Here is a 24366-nt window from a genome sequence, read left to right as displayed (position 1 = left end):
GATATCGAAATGAGCCAAGAAACCCAGGCCTTTTCCTGCAAGATGTGCGGCCACTGCTGCAAGGGAAAAGGCGGCATCGTCGTCAGCCCGTCAGACCTGAAGCGGCTCTGTGCCACCCTCCACATGGAGGCGGAAGAGGTGATACGCCGGTTCGGGGAATATGCGGGGAGCAAGCTCAAGATCCGCGTGGGTGAGGACGGCTACTGCATCTTCTTCCGGGAAGGCAAAGGCTGCATCGTCCATGAAGGCAAACCGTCCATCTGCAAAGCCTGGCCCTTTTTCCGGGGCAACATAGAAGATCCCGTCAGCCTGCATCTGGCCAAGGAGTTTTGCCCCGGCATCCCCAAAGAGATCAGTCATGCCGACTTTGCCGCCCAGGGAAGACGGTACCTGCAGGAGAACGGCCTGCTGGCCAATGACGGCAGCTGTGAGGCCAATGCCCTGATCCTGGACAAATAAGCGCCCTGGACCTGACTCAGACTGCAGCAGCCCGGAAGAGCATCTTCCGGGCTGTTTTTCATGATCCGGGCCGCTGTTCCGCCGCTTTTGCCGCATCCAGATCCGCCTGCATGCGCTCTGCCTGCAACTGCCGCACACGGCGCAAAAAATCGTCGCGATATCCGGCCGCCTGCCCGGGAGACGGCGCTCCATCGCGGAGGCGCCGTTCGACGGCGGACCGCCGTGCTTCGGGAACATGCTCCAGCAGGGCCGTGCGCACGGCAGGTCCGCACGCATGCAACACACCGGCCAGAGCCTCGCCGGACGTTTCCTCCAAAGCTTCTTCCAGCAGGCCGTCCTCCAGTGTCAGGCAGTCCTCGGGACTGTGTACCATCCTGCCCAGCAGCGAAGGCAGGCGGGAAGCCTGCTTCTCCAGAGCCGACAGCAGCTCCGTACCCGCATCCCTGCCGGCAGCCGCCACGATCTCCGCCGCCACCTGCAGGCCGGGCTGCCAGTCCTGTGCGGATCGTTCCGCAGCCTGCCGGGCGAGCACCCTGTCCATCTCATCCAGTATGTCCGCATCCACCGGGGCCAGGCCGCCGATATGTTCCAGCAGCAGGGAACGCATGTCCGTCGGCAGGCGCATGAGCAGACCCGCCGCCTGGGATGCGGAAAGGTGGCCAAGAATCAGCGCCAGTGTCTGGGGATGCTCCTGCCGCAACAGCTGATAGAGCTGCCCCGGGCGCATCCGCTCCAACGTTTCGAACGGACGCACAGCCTTCTCCGGGGACCAGCCGCGCATGGCCTCCCGGGCCTCACGCTCTCCCAGACAATAGGCCAGCAGGCGCCCGGCCAGCTCCCTGTCCGCACCGATACCGCCAGCCTGCATCTCAAGGAATACACGGGCTTCCCTCAGGGTGGCCCGCACACCGCTTTCAGGTATATGCGGCAGGCAGGCCATGGCCGTCGTGATCCGGGTCACCTCCTGCCGCTGCATGCCGCCCAGCATGGCTGCGGCCACCTCCTCGCCCACGTCCAGCAGGAAGACGGCACAGCGCTGGCTGCCTGTCAGTTGCGGCCCCTGCCCTCCCGCTGGCCCTGACGGCCCTTTGGACGCCGCATCTTCCTGTGCCAGCCAGTGCCGCAGCAAGGCCGCCCCGTGCCCGGGATGCTCCCTGACACAGGCTTCCGTCTGCTGGCGTACGCTGCCGTCGTCGCCTGCCTCCCTGCCATCCGCCCCTGTCCCGCCCGGCAGGAAGGTTTCGGACACCCCGGAAGGCGCGGAAGGGCAAGGCCCACGGCGACGCAAGCAAAAGAACGCGGCTGCACAGGCCAGAGACAGGACAAGGCAGGCCAGGGCCAGGCCCCGCAGGACAGCCCCGTCCCGCCGGGCAGGCAGGAAACAGACCCGCAGCGTATCGCCCCGCTCTTCTTCCAGCGCGCAGGCCTGCCGCAGCAGGGCCTCAAGATGCGGTCGCACGGCTTCCGGGACCGCATCTTCCTCCAGCAGCACCGAGACCGTACGGCTGGCCCGGCCCTTTCCCGTTTCTGCACCATTCCGGCTGACGAGCACATCTGCCCTGCCGCAGTCCAGCAGGGGGCGCAAGACCCGCAGGGCCTGCCGTTCAAGAGCCAGTTCCTGTTCCCGGAGGGCCGTTTCGTCTGTCTCATCCGCGGGATACAGGCGCCGCCCCTCCGGGTCGAAGACAAGGACATGGCGTTTGTCCGGCCCGTCCGGCACCAGAGCCAGGGCATCCAGCATCCTGTCCAGCGCCGCCGCATCCGGCATGGCCTCCGGCCGGACAGGCTCCAGGACGATGACTACCCCGGGCTGCCAGCTCCGGGGAGAAAGTTGCACCCGCGCCTGGCGGATGCAGGAAAATTGTTCCAGCTGCCGGGCCAGCAGCGTCTCCCGCTCATGGCGAAGGGCGACCGCCCTTTCATCGGCGGAACACGCGCCCTTTCCCTGCAAGGACAAGCCCCCCAAAAGCACGGTCAGCAGCAGGAAGACGAACGCGGCCACCGCAACGGCGGCCTGCCGGGCACGTCCTGTCGCCCTGTGGCGCTCCTGAATGTTGCTGCTGTCCGACACGGTCAGATTTCCCCCTGGATAGTTGTATCCACACTCAACTAGCAAAGAGGATGCCATTTATAAATAATCATTAATTACAGTATATTGAATATCTTTCTCATAATGACTGCGCGTGAACATTCAAAAAAATGACGCACTCGGCTTCCCGGAACAGCTCCACGCTGTCCGCCTCATCTCCCGGCAGACAGCCGGCGCCGCAGGTACACCATATCACGCAAAAGAACGCCCTCTTCCACGATGGGCCGGGGATAGTTGCGGGTGAAGAACGCAGGGATGCGGTCAAACGGCACAAAACCACAGGCCCGGTAAAATGCCAGCGTCGAGGGGACTTCTCCTGTGCCCAGCTGCAGACTGTGGCAGGACGAGGCATAGCGCGCACAGACAAACTCTATCAACGCCTTGCCGTAACCGCGTCTGCGCCAGGCGGCTGCCACGGCCAGGTTCTTGATCTCCGCCACGCCCCCGCTCTCCCGGGTCACGACGCAAAGCCCCCGGGCATCCGGGTCATGGAGGACGAACAGCTCCCCGCGCTCCAGATAACGGTCTATCATGGCCTCGCTCTCATCCCCTACGAGCAAGAGCGGCAACCAGATTTTTTTATGACTGCGGACATGGACGATATCCATCTCTCCTCCCGTATCCCTGTCTTTCCTTACGGTCGCGCGGCCTCGCCCATCCGCCCGTGTCCCGTTCGCCATCCTTCCGCCATAAAAAAAGGAGGCCATCCGTCCAAGGGGGCCTCCTCTCCGTGCCGTCCGGCAACCGTCACAATTTCATCTGGCCGTCCGTGACCCCCAGGCCGCGAAGGCGCAGATAGATCTCCGCGCAGGCCCGGGCATCGGAGCCGGCGTGATGGTGGTCCAGCGGGATGCCGAAGTAGTCACAGACGCTGTCCAGCGCCCGCGACGCCAGCGGCAGGCTGCGGCGTGCCCCTTTGAGCGTGCACAAAAAAGGCAGCTGCGGCTGTACAAGCCCCAGAGCCTGGCAGGACGCATGCAGCACCCTGCGGTCGAAGCCGGCATTGTGGGCCAGAAGGGCCTGCGCGCCTTCCATAAAAGCAGCGAGTTGCGGCCACAGTTCCGTGAAGGTCGGGGCATCCTTCAGCAGGGGCCAGGTCAGGCCGTGCACATGGGTGAACAGAACACGGGAGGACGGCGGACGGATCAGGCTGTAAAAGCGGTCCGTCACCACACCGCCCTCGATGCGGCAAAGGCCCACAGCGCAGGCGCTGTGGGCCGCATAGCCGGAAGTTTCAAAATCAAGGGCCACATACCGGCCTGTCATCATACGGGGCTACTCCTTGCCCTCCGCCGCGCTGCGGGCAGCCTCGGCGATGCGGTCGGCGATGTAGGCACGCATGGCGTCATCATCTTCATCCAGATTGAAGCAGCAGGCATCCTCGCCCATGAGCCCGGCCGGCACATAGTCGCCCAGCTCGTCAGGATCCTGGATCATGTCGGCATAAAAGCAGACCGACAGCCAGCGGCTTTCCGGTTCGTCATCCACCACATCCACCAGAACGAACAGCTCTCGCCGTTTCTGGGCGGCATTGCGCGCACGCAGCGAATAGCTGACGCCCGGGCGGGCCTTGAACTCCAGCGAAACGTTCTCCAGGCCCGCCAGATAGTCACGATATGCCAAGAAGGCCGCGCGGGCATTCAGGGGATCGCTCTGCCAGGCCTGCACCAGTTCTTCAACGCCCTTGCTCCAGTCAGCGGACATATGAACACTCCTTTGTCTGCTCTTTGCCACGGCGCACCGCATGCGGACGAAACGGCCCCGTCGTGAGTCCGGGCATCTCCTTTTCGTGCACAGTCCGACCATGTGGCTGCGCACGCGTCCTTGCTCTGCGGACCGCATGTCCGCCGGATCAGGGAATGCCCCATCGTGGGGATAATGCCCGTGCTCCGCAGCCTTTGTCAAGGCAGGGGAAGTCCCCTCTCCCTGCAGACAGTCTGCCGGGGCGGCATCTTCCGGTCTCGCTGTCCGGCATGCCCGCGGCCTGCAGGCGAACGGGGATGGACGGGATTGTCATCCCAGACCGCTGCGGGATGGCCGCGCGAGCGGCCCTGCGCTCCATACAGCCCCCGCCGGGCTCCTTGTGCCATGACCGCCGCAGAAAGCCCAAAAAAGGAGGGGCTCCAGAAAGCCCCTCCCGCATGACGGCGGCCGTTACCCGCCGCCGGACGTTCAGCCTGTACGGGTCTAGTCCCAGACCACCAGCCCGATCTGGTAGGCTGCTACGGAGACGGCAAAGGCCAGCAGCGTATTGAAGACCATGCTGAAGATCAGCCAGCGCCAGCCCCCGGCCTCACGCTGGATGACCACCAGGGAGACGAAGCAGGGCGAATACAGCAGCACGAAGAGCATCAGGGAAAGGGCCGTGGCCTTGTTCCAGTTGGGGTTGCTCCGCAAAAGCTGGCCCAGGTTCTGGGCATCTTCGGGATCCACATCACCAAGGGAGTACGCCGTGCCCATGGTGGAGACAACAGCTTCCTTGGCGGCCACACCGGCCAGCAGGGCGATGTCCGTACGCCATTCAAAACCGGCGGGCAGGGTCAGGGGCTCGATGGCCTTGCCCAGGCGACCGGCATAGCTGTAAGCCAGCTCGGCGGCGCCTTTCTCTTCTTCCAGCCTGGTGATCTGCTCTTCCAGGGCAGCGCGGCCTTCGTCTTCGTCAGGCAGGGCGTCCAGCTGGGCCGTGAGCTGCTCGATCCGCGTGTCGAACCTGGCCGAATCGGCTTCATCCAGCTTGGGATAGGTCAGACCGGCCCAGATGATGATGGAGATGGCCAGGATCACGGTACCGGCCTTTTTCACATACATCCAGGTACGTTCCCAACAGTGCATGAGCACGCTGAACAGGGTGGGCAGACGGTAGGGCGGCAGTTCCATGACGAAGGGGGTCGCCTCGCCCTTGATGATGGTGGAACGCAGCAGGCGGGCCACCAGCAGGGCAAAGACCCAGCCCGACAGCATGACCAGCATCATCACCGTCGGAGCCTGATCGCCAAAGAATGCCGCGGCCAGCAGCAGGAACACGGGCAGCTTGGCGCCGCAGCTCATGTACGGCAGGGTCAGCAGGGTCGCCAGTTTTTCCTTGGGGCTGCGCAGGGTACGCGTGGCCATGGCGCCGGGGATGGCGCAGCCGCCCGCGATACCGCCCGCGATGATATAGGGCATGACAGAGGCGCCGTGCAGGCCGAAAGCGCGGAAGATGCGGTCCATCATATAGGCGATGCGCGCCATGTAGCCGCTGTCCTCCAGGAAGGCGATGAGGGCGAACATGATGACGATGAGGGGCGCGAAACTGAGCACGCCGCCCACGCCGCCGATGATGCCGTCCACCACCAGGGACTGCAGCTCCCCTTCAGGGATGATGCCGGCAAAAAATTCCCCCAGCGCGGCGCAGCCGTCTTCCACCCAGCCCTGCGGATAGGCACCGACCTCGATGGTCACATAGAACAGGCCGTACAGCACGACCAGCATGATGAGCGGCCCGAAAAAGGCATTGGTCAGCACCTTGTCCAGTTTGTCGGAAAGGGCCAGACGGTCCTTGCCGGCATCCTGGCGCACCACGCCGTCACGCAGCAGACCGCGGATATACCCGTAGCGGGCATCCGTGATGTAGGCTTCCATGGAGATGTTGTGCGCGGTACGGATATGCTCTGCCACCTTGCGGCGCACGGCATCCAGTTCGGCCGCGGCGGCGCTGCCGGCCTGCTGCACTTCCTTGCGGATCTCGGCGTCACCTTCCATGAGCTTCACGGCGATCCAGTGGGGCTCATACTTCGGCAGCAGGCCCTCACGCCGGATGATCCCGCACATGGCCCGCAGCCCCTCGTCGATGTCCGCGCCGTAATTGATCTCCAGCACCCGGCGCTTCCCTTGCCCGGCCAGGCGCACCGCCTCGCCAAGGGCCTGCTGCAGGCCCTCTCCGGTACGGGCCACGGCGGAGACCACAGGGATGCCCATCATCCTGGACAGCCGGTCCATGTCGATATGCACCCCGGCCTTGCGGGCTTCGTCCATCATATTGCAGACCAGCACCACCGGCAGGCCCATCTCCATCATCTGCACGGTCAGCAGCAGGTTGCGTTCCAGGGCCGAGGCATCCACCACGTTGATGACGGCCTGGACATCGCCGCTGCCCAGCTCGGCACGGGCCACCAGCTCTTCCATGGAGTAGGCGGTCAGGGAATAGGTACCGGGCAGGTCCACCAGGGTGATGTCGGCGTTGCCGTGGCGCACATGGCCTTCCTTGCGGTCCACCGTGACGCCGGGATAGTTGCCCACATGCTGTCGCGCGCCTGTATAGGCATTGAACACCGTGGTCTTGCCACAGTTGGGATTGCCTGCCAGAGCGATCCGCAACGCTCCCGTGGCCATTTTTCCCTGACCACCATCAAACCGGGCTTCAGCACTCATTCCAAAAACTCCTCTTTGAGGCCTTGTGTGACCAATGGGCAAAACAAAGGTAAGGGTTCGAAAAAACGAATTTCATTTCCCGAACCCTACTCAACTTGAAAATGAATGTCAATATTTATGAAGACGACAAACAATCACGCAGGCTGGACACGCCGCAGGAGTGCACCAGATGGATGGGGATGTTGCGGGAACGGGCATGCAGCAGAGCTTTGCGCTTGGCCTCATGCGAGACTTTGTTGGTGAACACGATGATGGCATCAGGGTTGCCGATCTTGTCCACAAAATTCCGCTCGTTGCGGCTGATGCATTTGAGGGTTGCCCCTCCCTGACGGGCAGCGGCGATATAGTCCTGCTTGAGTCTGTCCATTCCGCCGATGAGAGTGACGCACATATATGGCTCCTTATCTTGTTTTCACGCTCAGCCCCCACATGCTGCAAATCCAACTTAATTGAAAACGAATTTCAAAGTCAAGAAAAAAAATCCTCTGCCTCCCCCACAAAAAAAGGGCCGCCCTGCACCAGCAGAAACGGCCCCCGTTCCCGGTGAGGACCAGCACACGGCACTGCCCCCACCGGATTAAAAAACGACGCCTCCCCCAGGTCACTTCCAGCGCGCGAGGAACTGGGCCGCGGATTTGCCGGCATCCAGATGTTTCAGCAACGCGCTGCCGAAAACCACGGCATCGGGCAGGGTGTCCGGCGGCAGGCCGGCCAGCTGCTCCGGCTGTTCCAGGCCGAAGCCCAGCGCCAGCGGCAGACGGAACACGGAACGGGCCCGCTGCAGGGTCTCGGCCACCTGCATCTCCATGCGGGCACGCTGGCCGGTGGTCGCCATGGCCGAGACCACATAGACATAGCCCTCGCTGACCTCCGCATACAGACGCATCCTCTCCTCCGAGGTATTGGGCCCCACCAGCGCGATCAGGGCCAGCCCCTGCGCGGCGAGGATACGGCGGATCTCCCCGGATTCCTCATAGGGCAGATCCGGGATGATGAAGCCGTGCACACCGGCCTCACGGGCCTCCACCGCCAGTTTCTCCACCCCGTATTGCAGGAAGGGGTTCAGGTAGCCCATCAGGACGATGCCCGCACGGAAGACCCCGGCACGCAATTTCAGCTCTTCCATGATCCGGGCCAGGCAGACGCCGTCGCTCAGGACCCGGCGCGAGGCTTCCTCCACCACAGGCCCGTCGGCCACAGGGTCGGAAAAGGGGACCCCGATCTCGATGATGTCCGCCCCGCTCTCGTCCAGCTCCACCAGCGCGGGCCAGAAACGTTTTTCATCGGGGAAACCAAAAGTCACAAAGGGGATCAGGGCATGGCGCCCGTCCGCACGGGCCGCACGGATCTTTTCTTCAAGGATATGCATGGTGAAACTCCCGGAGCGGTCGTTGACGACCGCCCCCGTTATGGCTGTTGTTCCATAGGGCCCCCTGCCGGCGCCATTTCGACGCGGGCACCGGGATAGGGCCATTTTGCAGGCTCCGGCCACATGACGCGGGAGCGGCGTTCCCTTGCAGGGGAACGTGCCTTTCCACGCGCCCGCCGGTGGGGCTGCCGCTCTAGCAGATATCCCCGCTTTCCGGCAGGTTCAGGGCTTTGCGCACGATGGCCAGGTCCTTGTCCCCCCGGCCGGAGAGGTTGACCACCACCTTGCTGCCGGGCTCGAACTCTTCGGGATGATCCAGCACCCAGGCCAGGGCATGGGAGGATTCCAGGGCGGGCAGGATGCCTTCGGCATGGCACAGTTTTTCAAAAGCGGCCAGGGCCCGGGCATCACGGACCATCACATAGCGCACCCGGCCCGTCTTGTGCAGGAAGGCATGCTCCGGCCCCACGCCGGGATAGTCCAGCCCGGCCGAGACAGAATGCGAAGGCTCGATCTGGCCGTCACGGTTCTGGAGCAGCATGGTGCGGTTGCCGTGCAGTACGCCGGGGCTGCCCAGATTGAGCGGCGCAGAATTGAAGCAGCCCGGTTCGCCCGTACCGGCGGCTTCCACGCCGATGATGCGCACGCCCTCGTCATCCAGGAAGGGATGGAACAGGCCGATGGCATTGGAGCCGCCGCCCACGCAGGCCACCACGGCGTCCGGCAGGCGCCGGGCCCGGGCCAGCATCTGTTCCCGCACTTCCTGGCCGATGACCTGCTGGAACATGCGCACCAGCGTGGGGAAGGGATGGGGCCCGGCAGCCGTGCCGAAGCAGTAATGCGTGGTCTGCTGGCTGACGATCCAGGCACGCAGGGCCTCGTTGATGGCATCCTTGAGCGTGCGCGAGCCGCTTTCCACCGGATGCACGGTGGCACCGAGCAGACGCATGCGCATGACGTTGGGCGCCTGCCGCTCCACGTCTTCCGCCCCCATGTAGATGGTGCAGCTCATGCCCAGGCGTGCGGCCGCCACGGCCGTGGCCACACCATGCTGTCCGGCACCGGTCTCGGCCACCAGGGCGGTCTTGCCCATATACTTGGCCAGCAGCGCCTGCCCCAGGGTATTGTTGATCTTGTGGGCGCCGGAATGCAGCAGGTCTTCACGCTTGAGCCACAGTTCAAACCCCAGTTCTTCGGAAAGACGCGGACAGAACGTCAGGGGCGTGGGCCGTCCCGCATAGTTGTGCAGCAGATCCTGCAGCTCGTCCTGGAATTGCTGCGTCGGCATGATGTCCCGCATGGCCGCTTCCACTTCCAGCAGCGGCGGCATCAGCAATTCAGGAACGAAACATCCCCCAAATTCGCCAAAATACCCTTTTTTCATGGTCGTACTCCACTGTATCTGAACTGTATCGTTTATCGTTTTTTATACCGTGTATCCGTCCGGCTCTCCAGCCCGGGCGGGAGCAGTCCCCGCGCCCGCCCCCCAAAGCGGACGCCCGCTCCCGTCAGGAGCGTCCGGCAAGCCGGGCCATGTCCGTCATGGCCCGGGCATTTTTCCGCCCCGGCGCATCTTCCACGCCGGAATTGCAGTCCACGCCGTCAGGACGGCACCGTGCCAGGGCCTGCCGGAGATTGGCAGGCGACATGCCCCCGGCCAGCAGCCAGGGATGGGGCAGACGCAGATCTTCCAAGTCTTCCCAGACCAGCGTGCGGCCGCTGCCGCCGCCTGTCCTGCCGGCATCCAGCAGGTACAGGGCACAGCTGTCGGCATACTGCCCTGCCGCGGCTTCCAGGGCGGCCGCATCCCCGTACCGCTGCGGCCAGAGGACACGGATCACCCGTTCAGGGCCCAGCCGCCGGGCACACTCCACGGACTGCCCGGCATGGAGCTGGGCCATGTCCAGTCGCGCCAGCCGCATGATGCGGGCTATCTCGCCGCTGTCCTGCCCGGTGAAAACGCCCACGCGCAGCATGGCGCCGCTCTCCAGACGGGAGACCGCCACGGCATCCACACAGCGGGGGCTGCCCGCATGGAACACAAAACCGCAGTGCGTGGCTCCCAGCCGGGCGGCCAGCGCCACATCTTCCTGCCGCCGCAACCCGCAAAATTTAAGCAGCATGATGCCCTTCCTCCCGGCCGTGGAGCAGCCGGTGCAAGGCGGCACCGGGTTCTCCGTCCGCCATGAGGGCCGTCCCCACCAGCGCAGCGGAAAATCCGGCCCGGGCGGCTTCTTCCAGATGCCCGCGACGATCCATGCCGCTGGCCGCGATCCAGATCTCGCCCTGCTCCGGCGGAAACTGCCGTGCCAGTTCCAGGCAGGCACGTCTGTCCACCCGCAGCGTGTCCAGATCCCGGGCATTGACCTGGATGAGGCGCGCCCCGCTCTCCCGGGCCAGCGCCAGATCCTTCCTGCCGCAGACCTCCACCACGGCCTGCATGCCGAAACTTTCCGCCTGCTCGCGCAGACGCCGCAGCAGCGCGGCATCCGGGGTCAGGGCCACGATGAGCAGCAGGGCCGCTGCCGGGGTGGCCGCCGTGGCCCGCACCTGCAGGGGATCGAAGATGAAGTCCTTGCGCAGCAGGGGCGTTCCGGGGCAGCGGGCGGCCGCCCGCCCCAGGAAGTCCAGCTCACCGGCAAAAAAGCGCCGCTCCGTGAGGATGGACAGGGCTCCCGCGCCGGCGTTCACATACTGCCGGGCGGCCTCCTCCACCGTCAGGGTGTCGCAGATGCGCCCGCGGGACGGTGAAGCCTGCTTGAATTCCGCGATGACGGCCAGCGGCGCGCCCTCCTTCCTCCCCTGCAGGGCCGCAGCAAAATCGCCGCGCTGCCCGCTGTAGGGGGCAGGCAGGCCGTCTTCCCTTTCCTGCCGCCGCAACCGTGCCACTTCGTCAGCCTTGGCCCAGAGAAAACGCTCAAGCAGCATGGAGGACCCTCCTCCCCAGACCGGCACGTACGGCTTCGCGGGCACGGGCCATGCAGACATCCAGCGGCATGCTCTCTTCCATGAGGAAGATGGCCAGCCCCACGTTGAGGGCCACCATGTCGCGCATGGGGCGCGGGCCTTCACCGTCAAGCAGGCGCCGCAGCACGGCCACGGCTTCTTCACGGCTCTCCACCGCCAGCTCTTCCGGGGTGCAGCTCTGGAAGCCGAAGCTGGCGGGATCCAGCTCAAGGGGCCGGACGCTGCCGTTGTGCAGCAGCATGGCCGTGGCCGGGCCCATGGGCGTCAGCTCGTCATAGTTGCCGGCCCCGCAGACCACCGCCGCCCGGTAGAGCGCGGACTGGGACAGGGTATCGGCCAGCAGGGGCACCAGCTCGGGCCGGGCCACGCCCATGAGCAGATGGCTGGGCCGGGCCGGATTGATCATGGGGCCCAGCAGGTTGAACAGGGTGCGCACCCCCAGTTCCTTGCGCAACGGGCCGATATTCTTGAACGCCGGATGAAAATGCGGGGCGAAGAGGAAGGCGAAGTTGCGCCTGGCCACCATGTCCGCCACTGCCGCGGGATCGGTATCCAGCGGGATGCCCAGGCTCTCCAGGGCATCGGCACTGCCGCAGGTGGACGAGACGGCCCGGTTGCCGTGCTTCACCACCTTGTAGCCCATGCCTGCCAGCACCAGCGAGGTAGCCGTGGAGCAGTTGAAGGAATGGCGGCCGTCACCGCCGGTCCCCACCACGTCGATGCACGGGCCAGGGATGCCTTCCACGCGCACGGCACGGGCCAGGGCCGCCCGGGTGGCATGGGCCAGCTCCAGAGCGCTTTCGCCCTTCATGCGCAGCCCCATGAGGAAGCTCCCGGCCTGGGCAGGCGTGAGCTTGCCGTCCATGAGCGCCCCAAAACTGCGTGCCGCCATGTCTGCCGTCAAATCCTCCCGGCGTGCCAGATGCTCCAGCACCTCGGCCATGCCGCCGTCCCGTCCCTGCCGGGGCAGGATGGCCTGGGGGAAGTTGCCCAGCAGGCGCAGGCCGTCCGGCGTCAGGATGGATTCGGGATGGAACTGCACCCCCACCCACGGCCTGTCACGGTATTGCAGGGCCATGACCTCGCCCTCGGGGGCCCGGGCCGTCACCTTGAACAGGGCATTGCCCTCCTCTTCCCCGGTACGGACCACCAGCGAATGATAGCGGGCCACCTTCATGGGATTGGGCAGGCCCTCGAACAGGCCGCTGCCGTCGTGCACGATCTCGGACTGTTTGCCGTGCATGATGCAGGGGCCCACATCCACCTGCGCCCCGGCATGCAGGCCCAGCAGCTGATGGCCCAGACAGACGCCCAGCACCGGCACATGATGCGGCAGGCGGCGCAGGAATTCGGGGCAGAAGCCTGTTTGCGAGGGATGTCCCGGCCCGGGCGAGATGCAGACCATCTCCAGGGCGGGGTCCACGGCCATGTCCAGGATGGCGGGGTCGTCGTTGCGCAGCACCACGGGCTCGTGCCCCAGGGCATAGAACGCCTGGACCAGGTTGTAGGTAAAGGAGTCGTAATTATCGATGAGCAGGAACATGAGCGTCACCCTCTTCAAGCACAAGGCGCATGATGGCTGATTTGTTGCAAACTTCTTTCCATTCCAGAGCAGCGTCGGAATCGTGGACGATGCCGCCCCCGGCCTGCCAGAACAGACGGCCCTGACGGCTCCACATGCTGCGGATGGCGATGCCCATGTCCAGGTCCACACTGTCCTTGTCCAGTCCCAGCCAGCCGATGCACCCCGCATACGGCCCGCGGGCGCGCCCTTCTAGGCTGCGGATGATCTCCATGGCCCTGACCTTGGGCGCACCGCTCACCGTCCCCGCCGGGAAGGTGGCCGCCAGCACGTCCAGGGCATCGAGCCCCTGGGCAAGGCGGGCCGTGACACGGCTGGTCAGATGCATGACATGGGAAAAACGCTCCACATCCATGCAGCGCTCCAGGTTCACGCTGCCGGGCTGGGCCACCCGCCCGAGGTCATTGCGCCCCAGATCCACCAGCATCACATGCTCGGCCTGTTCCTTGGGGTCACTGCGCAATTCCTCCGCCAGTCGGGCATCTTCCAGATCGTCCCGGCCACGGCGCCGCGTCCCGGCGATGGGCGACAGCTGCAGGCGGCCTTTCTGGCAGCGCACCATGACTTCCGGCGAGGCCCCCCAGAAGCAGAAGTCTGCCAGCCGCATGAAGAACATGTAGGGCGAGGCATTATAGCGGCGCATACGCCGGTAGAGCACGAAGGGATCCCCTTCGCAGGCCACGGAAAAATTCACGGACGGCACCACCTGTATGGCCTCGCCCTGATGCAGCATGGCCTTGATCTTTTCCACCATGGCCTTGTAGCCGGCTTCCCCGGGATCGTCGCGGACGTCGCCGCTGACGCTGAAGCTGCCTTCCGCATCGCGGCTGCCCCGTACCTCGCGGTGTTCGCCCAGGCTGATCTGGCACAGCCGATTGTACAGATGGTCGAAGACCAGCTGCGTCCCGGGCAGCACCAGCATGCTTTCCGCCTCTTCCGGCGGCATGACCGTGGCCAGGCGGGGCTGGAACAGGGAGGCCATGCCGAAGCCCACCCAGCCGTAAAGGGCGCGGGTGATGGCCGGAAGGCCTTCGATCTGCGCCGGGGCCTCCAGGTACAGGCCCTGCATCAGGCGGCGCAGGCCTTCCACAAAAGGCAGGCCCTGCAAAACGGCAAGAGGGGCAAGGCGTGCATCCTCGATGCGCAGGTCCAGCCGCCCTTCGCGGCAGCGGACATACAGGGCCATATCGCAGGCAAGGACGCTGTAGCGCCCCCAGCGGCCGTCCACCTCCGCGCTTTCCAGCAGGATGCCGTCCTGCCGGCCCACCATGCCCAGATAAAGGCTGATGGGCGTATCCATGTCGGCGGGCAGCCAGCGGGCCTGCTGCCGCAAGGAGACAAGTGGAGCCTGGGGAGCCGCGTCGGAAGAAGTAGTGGTATTCATAAGGTCCGTCCTTCAAAATAAAAAAAGCGCCGTTCCCCGTGGGGGGAACGGCGCTTGCTCAATGCATGTGACGTATCAATCGCAACAGGCTATGCCTGCACGTCCCCCGTACATTGACTCACGCGCCACCAGAAGGTGCGGAAGCATATATGGGAGAAGGTGCACGACATAAAAACTATCCTGATGGTTGAAATTTCTTTGAGTAGAAGATCACAATTCCTTCCGGCTGTCAACTACTTTCCGAAAAGGATCTCCTGATAGCTGGGCAGATCCCACAGGTCATCGGCCACACGGGTCTCCAGCAGGTCGGCATAGCGCCGCACCTCACTCATGAGGGGCAGCACTTCCGTGCAGTAGCGGGTGGCACGGGCCAGGAAATCGCCCTTGCCGTCCACGCTGGCCAGTGTGGCTTCCAGACTGCGGGTAGCATCCTGCAGGCCGCGCAGCTGCTCGGTGACTTCGTCCAGGGTCATGGTGCGGAAGTCCTTGCCGATGGCCTTCATGCGGGCCGCTGTCTCGGCCAGTTCGCCCTGATAGCGCATGGCCGCGGGGAAGATGATGGTCCGGGCGATGCGGGTGGTCAGGATGGCTTCGGTACGCACGGTCTTGCAGTACTGTTCCAGATAGATGTCGTAACGGGCCTTGAGCTCGGCACGGTTCAGGATGCCCAGACGCTCGTAAAGGTCGATGACCTCGGGGCGGATCAGCTCGGGCATGGCCTCGGGCGTGGTGCGCAGATTGGGCAGGCCGCGGCGTTCGGCTTCGGCATGCCAGATGCTGGAGTAGCCGTCACCATTGAAGATCACGGCGCTGTGCTCCTCGATGACATGCTGCACATAGTGCTGGATGGCCGTATTGAGATCCTTGCCGCGGGCCAGTTCGCCTTCCAGGAAATCTGCCGCATGGCCCAGCGAATCGGCCATGATGGCGTTCAGGGCCGTGATGGAACCGGCAGCGGACTGGCTGGAGCCCAGGGCACGGAACTCGAAACGGTTGCCCGTGAAGGCGATGGGGCTGGTGCGGTTGCGATCCCCGGGATCGGTGGGCAGGGGCGGCAGGGTATCCACGCCCACGTTCATGACACGGCCGCTCTTGCTGTTGGCGGCATCGTCGATACGGCCGGCGCGGAAGGCTTCGAACACTTCCGTCAGCTGGTCGCCCAGGAAGATGGACATGATGGCCGGCGGAGCTTCATGGGCACCCAGACGGTGGTCATTGCTGGCACTGGCCACCGTGGCGCGCAGCAGGCCGCCGAACTTGTGCACGGCGCGGATCATGGCCGCACAGAACACCAGGAACTTGGCATTGGCGTGCGGGGTCTCGCCGGGGTTGAACAGCGTGCCCAGCTCGGCATTGCCGATGGAATAGTTCACATGCTTGCCCGAGCCGTTGACGCCGTAGAAGGGCTTTTCGTGCAGCAGGCACTTGAGCCCGTAGCGTTTGGCCACGTTGCGCAGGGTGGACATAATGATGTGGTTGTGGTCCACGGCCAGGTTGCTGGCCTCGTACAGGGGCGCGATCTCGTACTGGCTGGGCGCGGCTTCATTGTGGCGGGTGCGCACGGGCACGCCCAGCTTGTAGAGCTCGCGTTCCACTTCCATCATGTAGGACAGCACGCGCTGGGGGATGACCCCGAAGTACTGGTCGCTGAACTCCTGGCCCTTGGCCGGACGGGCACCGAAGAGCGAACGGCCCGCCACCTGCAGGTCGGGACGGGCGAAGTTGAAGTTGTGGTCGATGCAGAAATATTCCTGCTCCAGACCGGCATAGGAGACCACGGGCAGCTTGGTCTCGATACCGAACAGCTTCAGCACGCGGCGGGCCTCACGGTTGAGGGCCTGGCCGGAACGCAGCAGCGGGGTCTTCTTGTCCAGGGCCACACCGGTCCAGGAAAGGAACATGGTGGGGATGCACAGGAAAGTCCCGTTGGGGTTCTCCATGATGTAGGCGGGACTGGTCACATCCCAGGCCGTGTAGCCGCGCGCCTCAAAGGTGGAGCGCAGGCCGCCGGAGGGGAAGGACGAGGCGTCGGGTTCGCCGCGGATCAGCATGGCGCCGGAAAATTCGGCGATGATGCGGCCCTGGCCGTCAGGCATCAGGAAGCTGTCGTGCTTTTCCGCCGTCTGGCCGGTCAGGGGATAAAAAATGTGGGTGAAGTGGGTGGCACCCTTTTCGATGGCCCAGTCCTTCATGACGGCGGCCACGGTATCGGCGATGCCGGGATCCATGCGCTCGCCAAATTCGATGGTCTTGTGCAGGGCCTTGTAGACATCCTTGGGCAGGCGTTCGCGCATCACCTTGTCAGTGAACACGTTACAGCCGAAAATGTCGGTGGGCTTGGTATCATAGAAATTCAGCGGCGACGCTTCCGGCTTGTAGGTGGTGATGGCCTGAACGGCACTTCTGCGGGCGGAGTTGCTGCTCATGAAAGCTCCCTTGTCAACGTCGGGACCCTAGTTGACGCTGACGATTTCGATTTCGAAGGTCAGTTCCTTGCCGGCCAGGGGATGGTTGGCATCCAGGGTGATCTCCTCGTCCGTGACTTCGGTGATGGTCACGTCCATCTGGCCCTGTTCATTGGAAAGCTGCAGCGGCACGCCCACGGTCAGCGGGATGTGGTCGGGCACCTGGGCGCGGTCCACGGTGAAGACCAGCTCGGGGTCGCTTTCGCCATAGGCCTGGGACGGGGGAATGGTGACGGTCACGGTCTCGCCCGCTTCGTGGCCCATGACGGCGGCTTCGAAGCCGGGGATGAGCATGCCTTTGCCCATGGTGAATTCCAGGGGATCGCGTTCGCGGGAAGAATCGAAAACAGTGCCGTCGCTGAGAGTGCCGGTGTAGTGCACGCGCAGGGTGTCGCCATTCTTGATAGCCATGGATACTCCGTATGATTCGGGCAAGCCCGGTTGATTACAAAAAAAGAATGCGCGGCAAAAGGCCGCGTGAAAGGCGGGAACCCGGATGCCGCCAGGGCATTTTCCACCGTTCCGCTGTTTTGGAATAAAGCAGGGGGGCTGTCATGTCAATGCGGGCGGGCCTGCCATCCCCTGCGGCACGGCCCGGGCCGCCATGAAATCGCCCTTGCCGCGGGCCTGCCATCTTGACAGCCGGGGGAGGCGACAGCATATATTGAGCGCCCAAACAATGCCTGAGCCGGCCAGAGCCGGCAGCCTTTCAGACCAAGGAATCCCCTATGTCCCAGATCCGCTCCAGCTATACCGACAGTATCAATTTTTATGAAGGCCATTCTCCTCTGGATCTGGCCCAACAGTTCGGTACGCCGCTCTATGTCTACAACGAGGCCGTGCTGCGCCAGCGCTGCCGCGAACTCAAGGCCCTTTCCTCCCTGCCCGGCTTCGGTGTCAACTATTCGGTCAAGGCCAACACCAACCCCGTGCTGCTGCGCATTATCCGTGAAGAAGGCCTGGTGGTGGATGCCATGAGCCCCGGCGAGCTGTACATGGACCGGCTGGCGGGCTTCACCGCCGACGAGATCCTTTACATCTCCAACAACATCTCTGAGGCCGAGCTGCGCAATGCCGTCGAGCACGGTGTGCTGGTCAGCGTGGATTCCCTTTCCCAGGTGGAGACCCTGGGCCGCGTCAACCCCGGCGGCAAGGTCATGGTGCGCTTCAACCCCGGCATCGGTGCGGGCCATCACGCCAAGGTCGTCACGGCCGGCAAGGAGACAAAATTCGGCGTTTCGCCGGAACTGCTGGACGACCTGTTCGCCATCCTGAAGAAACATGACCTGCATCTGGCCGGCATCAACCAGCACATCGGTTCCCTGTTCATGGAAGCCGACGGCTATATCGCCGCCGCCGACGTCCTGCTGCACCTGGCCGAACGCCTGCCCGCCGATGTGCTGCAAAAGCTGGAAGTCATCGACTTCGGCGGCGGTTTCGGCATCCCCTACCACAAATACGAAAACCAGCCCCGTCTGGACATGGACGACCTGGGCCGCCGCCTGCACGGCCTCATCAGCGGCTGGGCGGAAAAGACCGGCTACACCGGCCGCTTCCTGGTGGAGCCCGGCCGCTATGTGGTGGCCGAATGCGGCATCCTGCTGGGGAGCGTCAATGCCACCAAGACCAACGGCGACAGGCGCTATGCCGGGACCGACCTGGGTTTCAACGTGCTGGTGCGCCCGGCCATGTACGACTCCTTCCACGATGTGGAAGTGTATCGCCAGGGCGCGCAGGGCCCGGATACCGGGACCGTGGAGCAGAGCGTCGTGGGCAATATCTGCGAAAGCGGCGACATCCTGGCCAAGAACCGCCAGCTGCCCCTGCTGCATGAAGGCGACGTGCTGGGCGTGCTGGACGCCGGGGCCTACGGCTTCGTGATGTCTTCCTCCTACAACCAGCGTTGCCGGGCCGCCGAGATCCTGATCCAGACCGACGGCAGCGTGCGCCTGATCCGCCGCCGCGAGACCCTGGAGGACCTGGCCGCCTGTTACGAGGGCCTGCTGTAATCCTGGGCCATCTGCCCGATTCTCCATAAGGGGGAAGGGGACTTTCCCGGCGGGAAAGCACCCCTTTCCCCTTTCGAGCGCTTCCGGCCATACGGAACTTTTGCCCCGTCCATCTGCCGCAGCAGAAAGGTCCGTCCTGTCCCGCGCCAGGAAAGCCCGCGCGGCATCCGGGCGACCGCCCTGCCCCCCGGGTCTCCGGCCCTGCCGGAAGAGCGTGCGGCCCCTTCAAACAACAGGGACATACGGGTATGATCTGCCGCCGGATTGCCGGAGCGGGATGTCTCCCCGGCCTGTCCGGCCCGGGGACATTTGCCGTCCAGCAACCTTTTCCGTGCCACCCGCACGCAAACCTTTTGGGAACGCCCCATGCCGGAACCGGATCTCAGCATTTCCCCCCGCGCCATATGGAAGCTCACCTGGCCGCAGATGCTCATGATGTATCTGGTCTTCTTCATGGGCTTCATCAATATCTGGGTGGCCGGACGCATCAGCGCCGACGTGCAGGCCGCGCTCGGCATGGTCAACCAATGCGGCCTGTTCCTCATGGTCGTGGCCATGTCCATGTCCAGCGGCGCCACGGCAGCGGTCAGCCAGTCGCTGGGGGCCAAGCGCCTGCGCCGTGCCCAGCGCTATGTGGGCACCACCGTCCTGGGCAGCCTGCTGGCCGGCATCCTGGTGGCCCTGCTGGGCTGGCAGCTGGGCAGTCCCATCCTGCGCACCCTTCAGGTCCCGGAACGCATCCTGCCGGTCACCGCCGGTTTCTGGGGCATCACCATGCTGGCCCTGCCCGCCCAGTATGTCTACGCCGCCACCGGCGTCATGTTCCGTGCCACCCGGCAGGTCCTGCCGCCGCTCTGGGTGGCGGCCACGGTCTGCATTTTCGACCTGCTGGGCTGTCTGGGGCTGGGTCTGGGCTGGTTCGGCCTGCCCTGCATGGGCTATATGGGCATCGCCTGGGCCAATGCCGGTGCCCAGTGCCTGGGGGCCGTGGCCAACTGCCTGCTGCTCTGCCGGGCCGGATACCTGTGCCGCCGGGCCCTGCCCACCATGCGCTGGCTGCGGGGCGGCCTGCCCTATCTGCTCAAGGTGGCCCTGCCCGCGGGAGCGGCCCAGATCGTCTGGCAATCCGGCTACCTCATGCTCTTCGTCCTGGTGGCATCCCTGCCCTTCGACAGCATCAATGCCCTGGCGGGCCTCACCGCCGGACTGCGCATCGAAGCCCTGCTCTTCCTGCCTGGCATGGCCTTCAACATGAGCGTTTCCGTCCTGGTGGGCAACTGTCTCGGCATGGGCGAACCCGCCAAGGCCAAGCGTGTCGCCCTGCAGATGATCGTCATCGCCTCGCTGGGCATGAGCGCCGTGGCGGCCCTGCTCTGGCCCTTCCGGGCCGACCTGGCGGCCCTGCTCTCCCATGAGGCGGGCACACAGGCCCAGATCATCAACTACCTGACCTACAACCTGCTTTCCACGCCCTTTTCCATCGCCAGCACCGTCATGGGCGGCGTCATGGTGGGCGCGGGCGCCACGCGTTACAATCTGATGGTCTACGGCGGCACCTTCTGGCTGGTACGTCTGCCGCTGGGCTGGCTGCTGGGCCACTGGCTGTGGGGCACGGCCTCCGGCGTGTTCCTGGCCATGCTGGTCTCGCAGTGTTTACAAACAGCCATCATGTTTTATGTTTTGCTGTACCGCGACTGGGCCCGCTTTGCCATGCGGGCCCGGCACCATCATGTCAACAGATAACGACAGGTTTGCCTGATGAAAAATCTTGCCTTCACCCCCGTCACCCTGGACGGCCGTTCCGAATTCTATGAACTGTGGCACAAGACCCCGCGGCGTTCCCTGGACTACAGCCTGCCCAATATCTGGGGCTGGCAGCAGTATTTCGGCCTGCAATGGGCCTTTGACGGCGATCTGTGCTGGCTGCGCCAGACCGTGCCCTTCGTCACCTACTGGGCCCCCGTGGGCGACTGGGATGCCGTGGACTGGGCAGCCAGCGGCATCGAAACCTGCCACAGCTTCATCCGCGTGCCCGAAGAACTGCTGGAACGCTGGCGTGCGGCCCTGCCGGACAAAGTCGAGGAGCACGATTCGCGCGGCCAGTGGGAATACCTGTATTTGCAGAGCGACCTGGCCACCCTGCCCGGCAACCGCTATCACAAGAAGCGCAACCACCTGCGCGGCTTCGAAAAGGCTTACGGCATCGACTACCGGCCGCTGGACGACGCCATGGTGGAAGACGTGCTGGGCCTGCAGGACGACTGGTGCCAGTGGCACGAATGCGAGGACTCCCCTTCCCTGCGTGCCGAGAACGAGGCCATCAACCGCGTGCTCTCCCACTGGGAGCTCCTGGACGGCCTGTGCGGCGGTTCCCTGTATGTGGACGGCCAGATGGTGGCCTTCAGCGTGGGGGAAGCACTGGACGAAAAGACGCTGGGGGTCCATTATGAAAAGGGCCTCAACGGTTTTCGCGGCGTTTACCAGACCATCAATGCCTGTTTTGCCCGCGAGGCGGGCAACGGCTTCGAGCTGCTGAACCGGGCCCAGGATCTGGATGAAGAAGGCCTGCGTCAGGCCAAGATGACCTATCTGCCGACGGACTTTCTGCGCAAGTATCAGGTGAGCTTCAAATAAGGGGGCATCATGACTCGGTCTTTCCTCTGGACAGGGATACGGCTGGCGGCGCTGTGTGCGCTGCTGTTGCTGGCCGCCTGCGGCGGCAAGCAGATCCCTCCGCGTGACGGCATCCCTTCCCCGCATCTGGGTACCATCCGTGACATGCGGACCTTCCCCCAGGATCTGACCGTGTTCGCCCGGCAGGCCGGCGCCGACACGCCCCTGCTGGACAGCCAGGCCCAGGCGGAACAGGATGCGCGCTTCAACCGCATCTTCTTCGGTCCCTGGGACATGCACAAGACCTCCATCCGCAAGCGGGAGGTAGAGATCTATTTCCGCAAGGCCAGGGGCTACAAATACGGCGACGTGCGCTGGACCCAGGACGAATGGGACGCCATGCGCGCCAATGCCCGCCTGAAGGGCTTCCCCAATGCGGCCATGCACGGCATCACGGTACGCAATGCCGACCTGCGCGAGATGCCCAGCCACACGCCGCGTTTCAGCGAGCCCACGCCCGATCCGCGCACCAATCCCTTCGACTACTTCCAGTATTCCCTGCTGCCTGTGGGTACGCCGGTCTTCATCGCCCACACCAGCCGTGACGGCAACTGGTACTATGTGGAGACCCCCGTGGCCGCGGGATGGGTGGACGCCAGTGATGTCGGCCTGGTGGACGATGCCTTCGAGGCCGGCTACAAGACAGGCAGTTATGTGGCCGTGCTGCGCGACAACGTCCCCCTGCCCGGCAGCCTTGCCGGACAGGTCAATATCGGCACGGTCCTGCCCCTGGCACCGTCCCAGAGCGACAGCACCCGTCTGGCGGTGCTGGTCCCCGTCAGGAACGGCAGCCGGGCGGACGTGGTCACGCTGACGCTGGCCCACGAAGACGCCGCCATCAAGCCCCTGCCCATGACCCCGGCGCAGGTGGCTCTCATCGGCAATGTCATGATGGGCCAGCGTTACGGCTGGGGCGGCATGTTCGGCGACCGCGACTGTTCGGCCCTGACCCGCGAACTGCTGACGCCCTTCGGCATCTGGCTGCCCCGCAACTCCCTGTCCCAGGCGCGCGGAGGGCGGCGCATCATGCTGGACGGCATGAGCATCAAGGAAAAGGAAAAGACCATCCTGCGCGACGGCGTCCCCTTCCTGACCCTGGTCTGGCTGCGCGGGCACATCATGCTCTATGTGGGCCCCTACAAGGGACGGCCCGCCATCTTCCACAATGTCTGGGGCGTGCGCACCGTGGAAGGCGACAGCGACAACGAACGCTTCGTCATAGGCCGTGCCGTGGTCAGCTCCATCACGCCCGGCAGCGAGCTGCGCAACCTGTACCGCACCACCACCTTCGGCGACCGCGTGAACAGCATCACCATCCTGGGAGGCCGCTGATGAGCGGGGACAGTCCTCGCCGGCTGGATTTCCGCGTGGCGGGCGCCCTGGCGGGACAGCGGCTGGACAAGGCCCTGTGCGGCCTCTTGCCCGGCCTTTCCCGGGCGGCCGTGCAGCGTGCCATTACGGCCGGGGCCTGCCGCATCGACGGGATGCCGGTCTCCACGGCCTCCCTCAAGCTCCGGGCAGGCCAGGAGGTCGTTCTCGCCCTGCCCGATACGGCCAATGAGCTCCGCGCCGAAGAGGAAGCGGTGGACATACTCTGGCAGGACGAGCACCTGCTGCTGTGCAACAAGCCCGCGGGCCTGACGGTCCATCCCTGCCCTTCCTGCCCCGAGAATACGCTTGTCCAGCGTCTGCTGCACCACTTCCCGCGTCTGCGGGAACAGGAAGGTCTGCGCCCCGGTGTGGTCCACCGTCTGGACAAGGACACCAGCGGCCTCCTGCTCGTGGCCCTGGACGAGCCCACCCGCCTGCGCATGAGCGAGGCCTTTGCCCGGCGGGAAGTCCGCAAGGAATATCTGGCCCTGGTGCAGGGCGTGCCTCCGCAGACGGGGACCTGCCGGGAACCTCTGGGACGCCATCCCACTGCCAAGATCAAGATGGCCGTGGTCCCGGAGAACCGGGGCGGCAAGGCGGCCCACAGCGACTGGCGTGTGCTCTGGAGCAGCCCGCGCAAGGATTTCTCGCTGGTGGCCGTACGCATCCATACCGGGCGCACCCATCAGATCCGCGTCCACATGGCGCATGTGGGGCACCCCCTGCTGGGCGATGCCCTGTACGCCCCGGCCCCGGTGGCGGCCCGCGCCCCGCGCCAGATGCTGCATGCCTGGCACATCAGTTTTTGCCACCCCCTGTCGGGGGAGGAGCTGGAATTCTTCTGCCCGCCGCCCGACGACATGGTCCGGACCATCCTGGACAACAGCAGCCGCATGCAGCGGCTGGTCATCACCGGCAACCCCGGGTGCGGCAAATCGACCCTCACCCGAGCGCTGGAAGAGGCGGGCCTGCCCGCTGTCAGTGCCGACGCCCTGGTGGCGCAGCTCTATGCCGCCGGCGGCGAGATGGCCGATTATCTGGGCCGCCGCTTCGGGGACCGCCTGCTGGAAGAGGACGGCAGCGTATGCAAAAGCGCGTTGCTGGATGCCATGCAGCAGGATCCCGGCCTGCGCAGGGAAGTGGAACAGATGGTGCATACCCTGGTCCGGGACGCCATCCTGAGCTTCTGGGACAGGGCGGAAGCCCAGGGACGGGCCTGTGCCGTGGCGGAGATCCCCCTGTATTTCGAATGCGGCTGGCACAAGGCCGGCGGCCTGCCCGGCGCCCTGAGCCTGACGGTCCGCTGCCCGCGCGAGATCCGCCTGCAGCGCATCATGGCCACCCGCGGCTGGAGCGAAGAAAAAGCCGCGACCCTGGAAGCCTGGCAGTGGCCCGCCGAGCGCAAGGAAGCGGCCAGCGACCTGGTGCTGGACAACGCCGGGACACCGGCGGACCTTCGCGCCCGTGTCCCTGCCCTGCTGGAACAGCTGGCCGCACTGCGGCAAAAGGCCCGGGAAGACATCCTCCGGCAGGTCACGGCCTGCTGGCAGGCCAGGTGACGCCCATCCCTCGTTTTGAGCACACGCAT

The 24366-nt window shown here is 64.9% G+C and carries 20 protein-coding genes; 6 read left to right on the top strand and 14 right to left on the bottom strand.

Annotation, left to right across the window (positions count from 1 at the left end):
• The first annotated feature begins 9 nt into the window (after positions 1–9).
• Positions 10–459, top strand: coding sequence for a YkgJ family cysteine cluster protein (locus DESPIGER_RS02540; RefSeq protein ID WP_072332660.1), 450 nt, complete (start codon positions 10–12; stop codon positions 457–459).
• Between the two features lie 58 nt (positions 460–517).
• On the opposite strand, the gene DESPIGER_RS02535 is transcribed toward DESPIGER_RS02540, so the two are convergent.
• The 14 genes from DESPIGER_RS02535 to DESPIGER_RS02470 form a co-directional block, all read right to left on the bottom strand.
• A complete protein-coding gene (locus tag DESPIGER_RS02535; RefSeq protein WP_156831613.1) occupies positions 518–2530 on the bottom strand; it encodes a hypothetical protein in 2013 nt (670 codons plus the stop codon).
• Positions 2531–2700: 170 nt separating this feature from the next.
• On the bottom strand, positions 2701–3108 hold the full coding sequence (locus DESPIGER_RS02530; protein WP_231927616.1) for a GNAT family N-acetyltransferase: 408 nt from the start codon (positions 3106–3108) through the stop codon (positions 2701–2703).
• A gap of 187 nt (positions 3109–3295) precedes the next feature.
• Positions 3296–3817 carry a 3'-5' exonuclease gene (locus tag DESPIGER_RS02525; RefSeq protein ID WP_072332651.1) on the bottom strand — a complete coding sequence of 174 codons (522 nt, stop codon included), beginning with the start codon at positions 3815–3817 and terminating at the stop codon, positions 3296–3298.
• A gap of 6 nt (positions 3818–3823) precedes the next feature.
• The gene (locus DESPIGER_RS02520) at positions 3824–4252 is read right to left on the bottom strand and encodes a hypothetical protein (protein ID WP_072332648.1); all 429 of its coding nucleotides are present in this window, start codon (positions 4250–4252) and stop codon (positions 3824–3826) included.
• Between the two features lie 483 nt (positions 4253–4735).
• Complete coding sequence (gene feoB, locus DESPIGER_RS02515) at positions 4736–6958, bottom strand: ferrous iron transport protein B (protein WP_083575259.1); 2223 nt, start codon at positions 6956–6958, stop codon at positions 4736–4738.
• A gap of 115 nt (positions 6959–7073) precedes the next feature.
• On the bottom strand, positions 7074–7349 hold the full coding sequence (locus DESPIGER_RS02510; RefSeq protein WP_006004989.1) for a DUF2325 domain-containing protein: 276 nt from the start codon (positions 7347–7349) through the stop codon (positions 7074–7076).
• Positions 7350–7559: 210 nt separating this feature from the next.
• Complete coding sequence (trpA, locus tag DESPIGER_RS02505; RefSeq protein WP_072332642.1) at positions 7560–8327, bottom strand: tryptophan synthase subunit alpha; 768 nt, start codon at positions 8325–8327, stop codon at positions 7560–7562.
• Between the two features lie 193 nt (positions 8328–8520).
• Positions 8521–9711, bottom strand: a complete 1191-nt coding sequence (trpB, locus tag DESPIGER_RS02500) for a tryptophan synthase subunit beta (protein ID WP_072332639.1) — start codon at positions 9709–9711, stop codon at positions 8521–8523.
• Positions 9712–9835: 124 nt separating this feature from the next.
• The gene (locus tag DESPIGER_RS02495; protein ID WP_072332636.1) at positions 9836–10450 is read right to left on the bottom strand and encodes a phosphoribosylanthranilate isomerase; all 615 of its coding nucleotides are present in this window, start codon (positions 10448–10450) and stop codon (positions 9836–9838) included.
• Positions 10440–11255 (bottom strand): indole-3-glycerol phosphate synthase TrpC, encoded by an 816-nt coding sequence (locus DESPIGER_RS02490; protein ID WP_072332632.1) that lies wholly within the window; start codon positions 11253–11255, stop codon positions 10440–10442. Before DESPIGER_RS02490 ends, DESPIGER_RS02495 begins: the two co-directional genes overlap by 11 nt.
• Complete coding sequence (gene trpD / locus DESPIGER_RS02485) at positions 11245–12837, bottom strand: anthranilate phosphoribosyltransferase (RefSeq protein WP_072332629.1); 1593 nt, start codon at positions 12835–12837, stop codon at positions 11245–11247. Before trpD ends, DESPIGER_RS02490 begins: the two co-directional genes overlap by 11 nt.
• Entirely contained in the window at positions 12818–14260 is a 1443-nt protein-coding gene (locus tag DESPIGER_RS02480) for an anthranilate synthase component I family protein (protein WP_072332626.1), read from the bottom strand. The genes trpD and DESPIGER_RS02480 overlap by 20 nt, the downstream gene beginning before the upstream one ends.
• 233 nt (positions 14261–14493) lie before the next feature.
• On the bottom strand, positions 14494–16686 hold the full coding sequence (locus DESPIGER_RS02475) for a glutamine synthetase III (RefSeq protein WP_072332623.1): 2193 nt from the start codon (positions 16684–16686) through the stop codon (positions 14494–14496).
• A gap of 27 nt (positions 16687–16713) precedes the next feature.
• Entirely contained in the window at positions 16714–17136 is a 423-nt protein-coding gene (locus tag DESPIGER_RS02470) for an FKBP-type peptidyl-prolyl cis-trans isomerase (RefSeq protein ID WP_072332620.1), read from the bottom strand.
• Positions 17137–17453: 317 nt separating this feature from the next.
• Here DESPIGER_RS02470 and lysA point away from each other — a divergent pair, with 317 nt between their 5' ends.
• The 5 genes from lysA to coaE all read left to right on the top strand — a co-directional run bounded on the left by lysA (position 17454) and on the right by coaE (position 24337).
• Entirely contained in the window at positions 17454–18734 is a 1281-nt protein-coding gene (gene lysA / locus DESPIGER_RS02465; RefSeq protein WP_072332617.1) for a diaminopimelate decarboxylase, read from the top strand.
• A gap of 366 nt (positions 18735–19100) precedes the next feature.
• Positions 19101–20477, top strand: coding sequence for an MATE family efflux transporter (locus tag DESPIGER_RS02460; protein ID WP_072337493.1), 1377 nt, complete (start codon positions 19101–19103; stop codon positions 20475–20477).
• Between the two features lie 15 nt (positions 20478–20492).
• Positions 20493–21368: a DUF2156 domain-containing protein gene (locus DESPIGER_RS02455; protein WP_072332615.1), complete on the top strand. Its 876-nt coding sequence runs from the start codon at positions 20493–20495 to the stop codon at positions 21366–21368.
• Between the two features lie 9 nt (positions 21369–21377).
• Positions 21378–22739 (top strand): NlpC/P60 family N-terminal domain-containing protein, encoded by a 1362-nt coding sequence (locus DESPIGER_RS02450; RefSeq protein WP_072332612.1) that lies wholly within the window; start codon positions 21378–21380, stop codon positions 22737–22739.
• A complete protein-coding gene (coaE, locus tag DESPIGER_RS02445) occupies positions 22739–24337 on the top strand; it encodes a dephospho-CoA kinase (RefSeq protein ID WP_072332609.1) in 1599 nt (532 codons plus the stop codon). Before DESPIGER_RS02450 ends, coaE begins: the two co-directional genes overlap by 1 nt.
• The last annotated feature ends 29 nt before the right edge of the window (positions 24338–24366 follow it).

The organism is Desulfovibrio piger (assembly GCF_900116045.1).
GTDB lineage: Bacteria > Desulfobacterota > Desulfovibrionia > Desulfovibrionales > Desulfovibrionaceae > Desulfovibrio > Desulfovibrio piger_A.
Note: the sequence above shows the minus strand (reverse complement) of the source record. Positions and strands in the feature narration are given on the sequence as shown.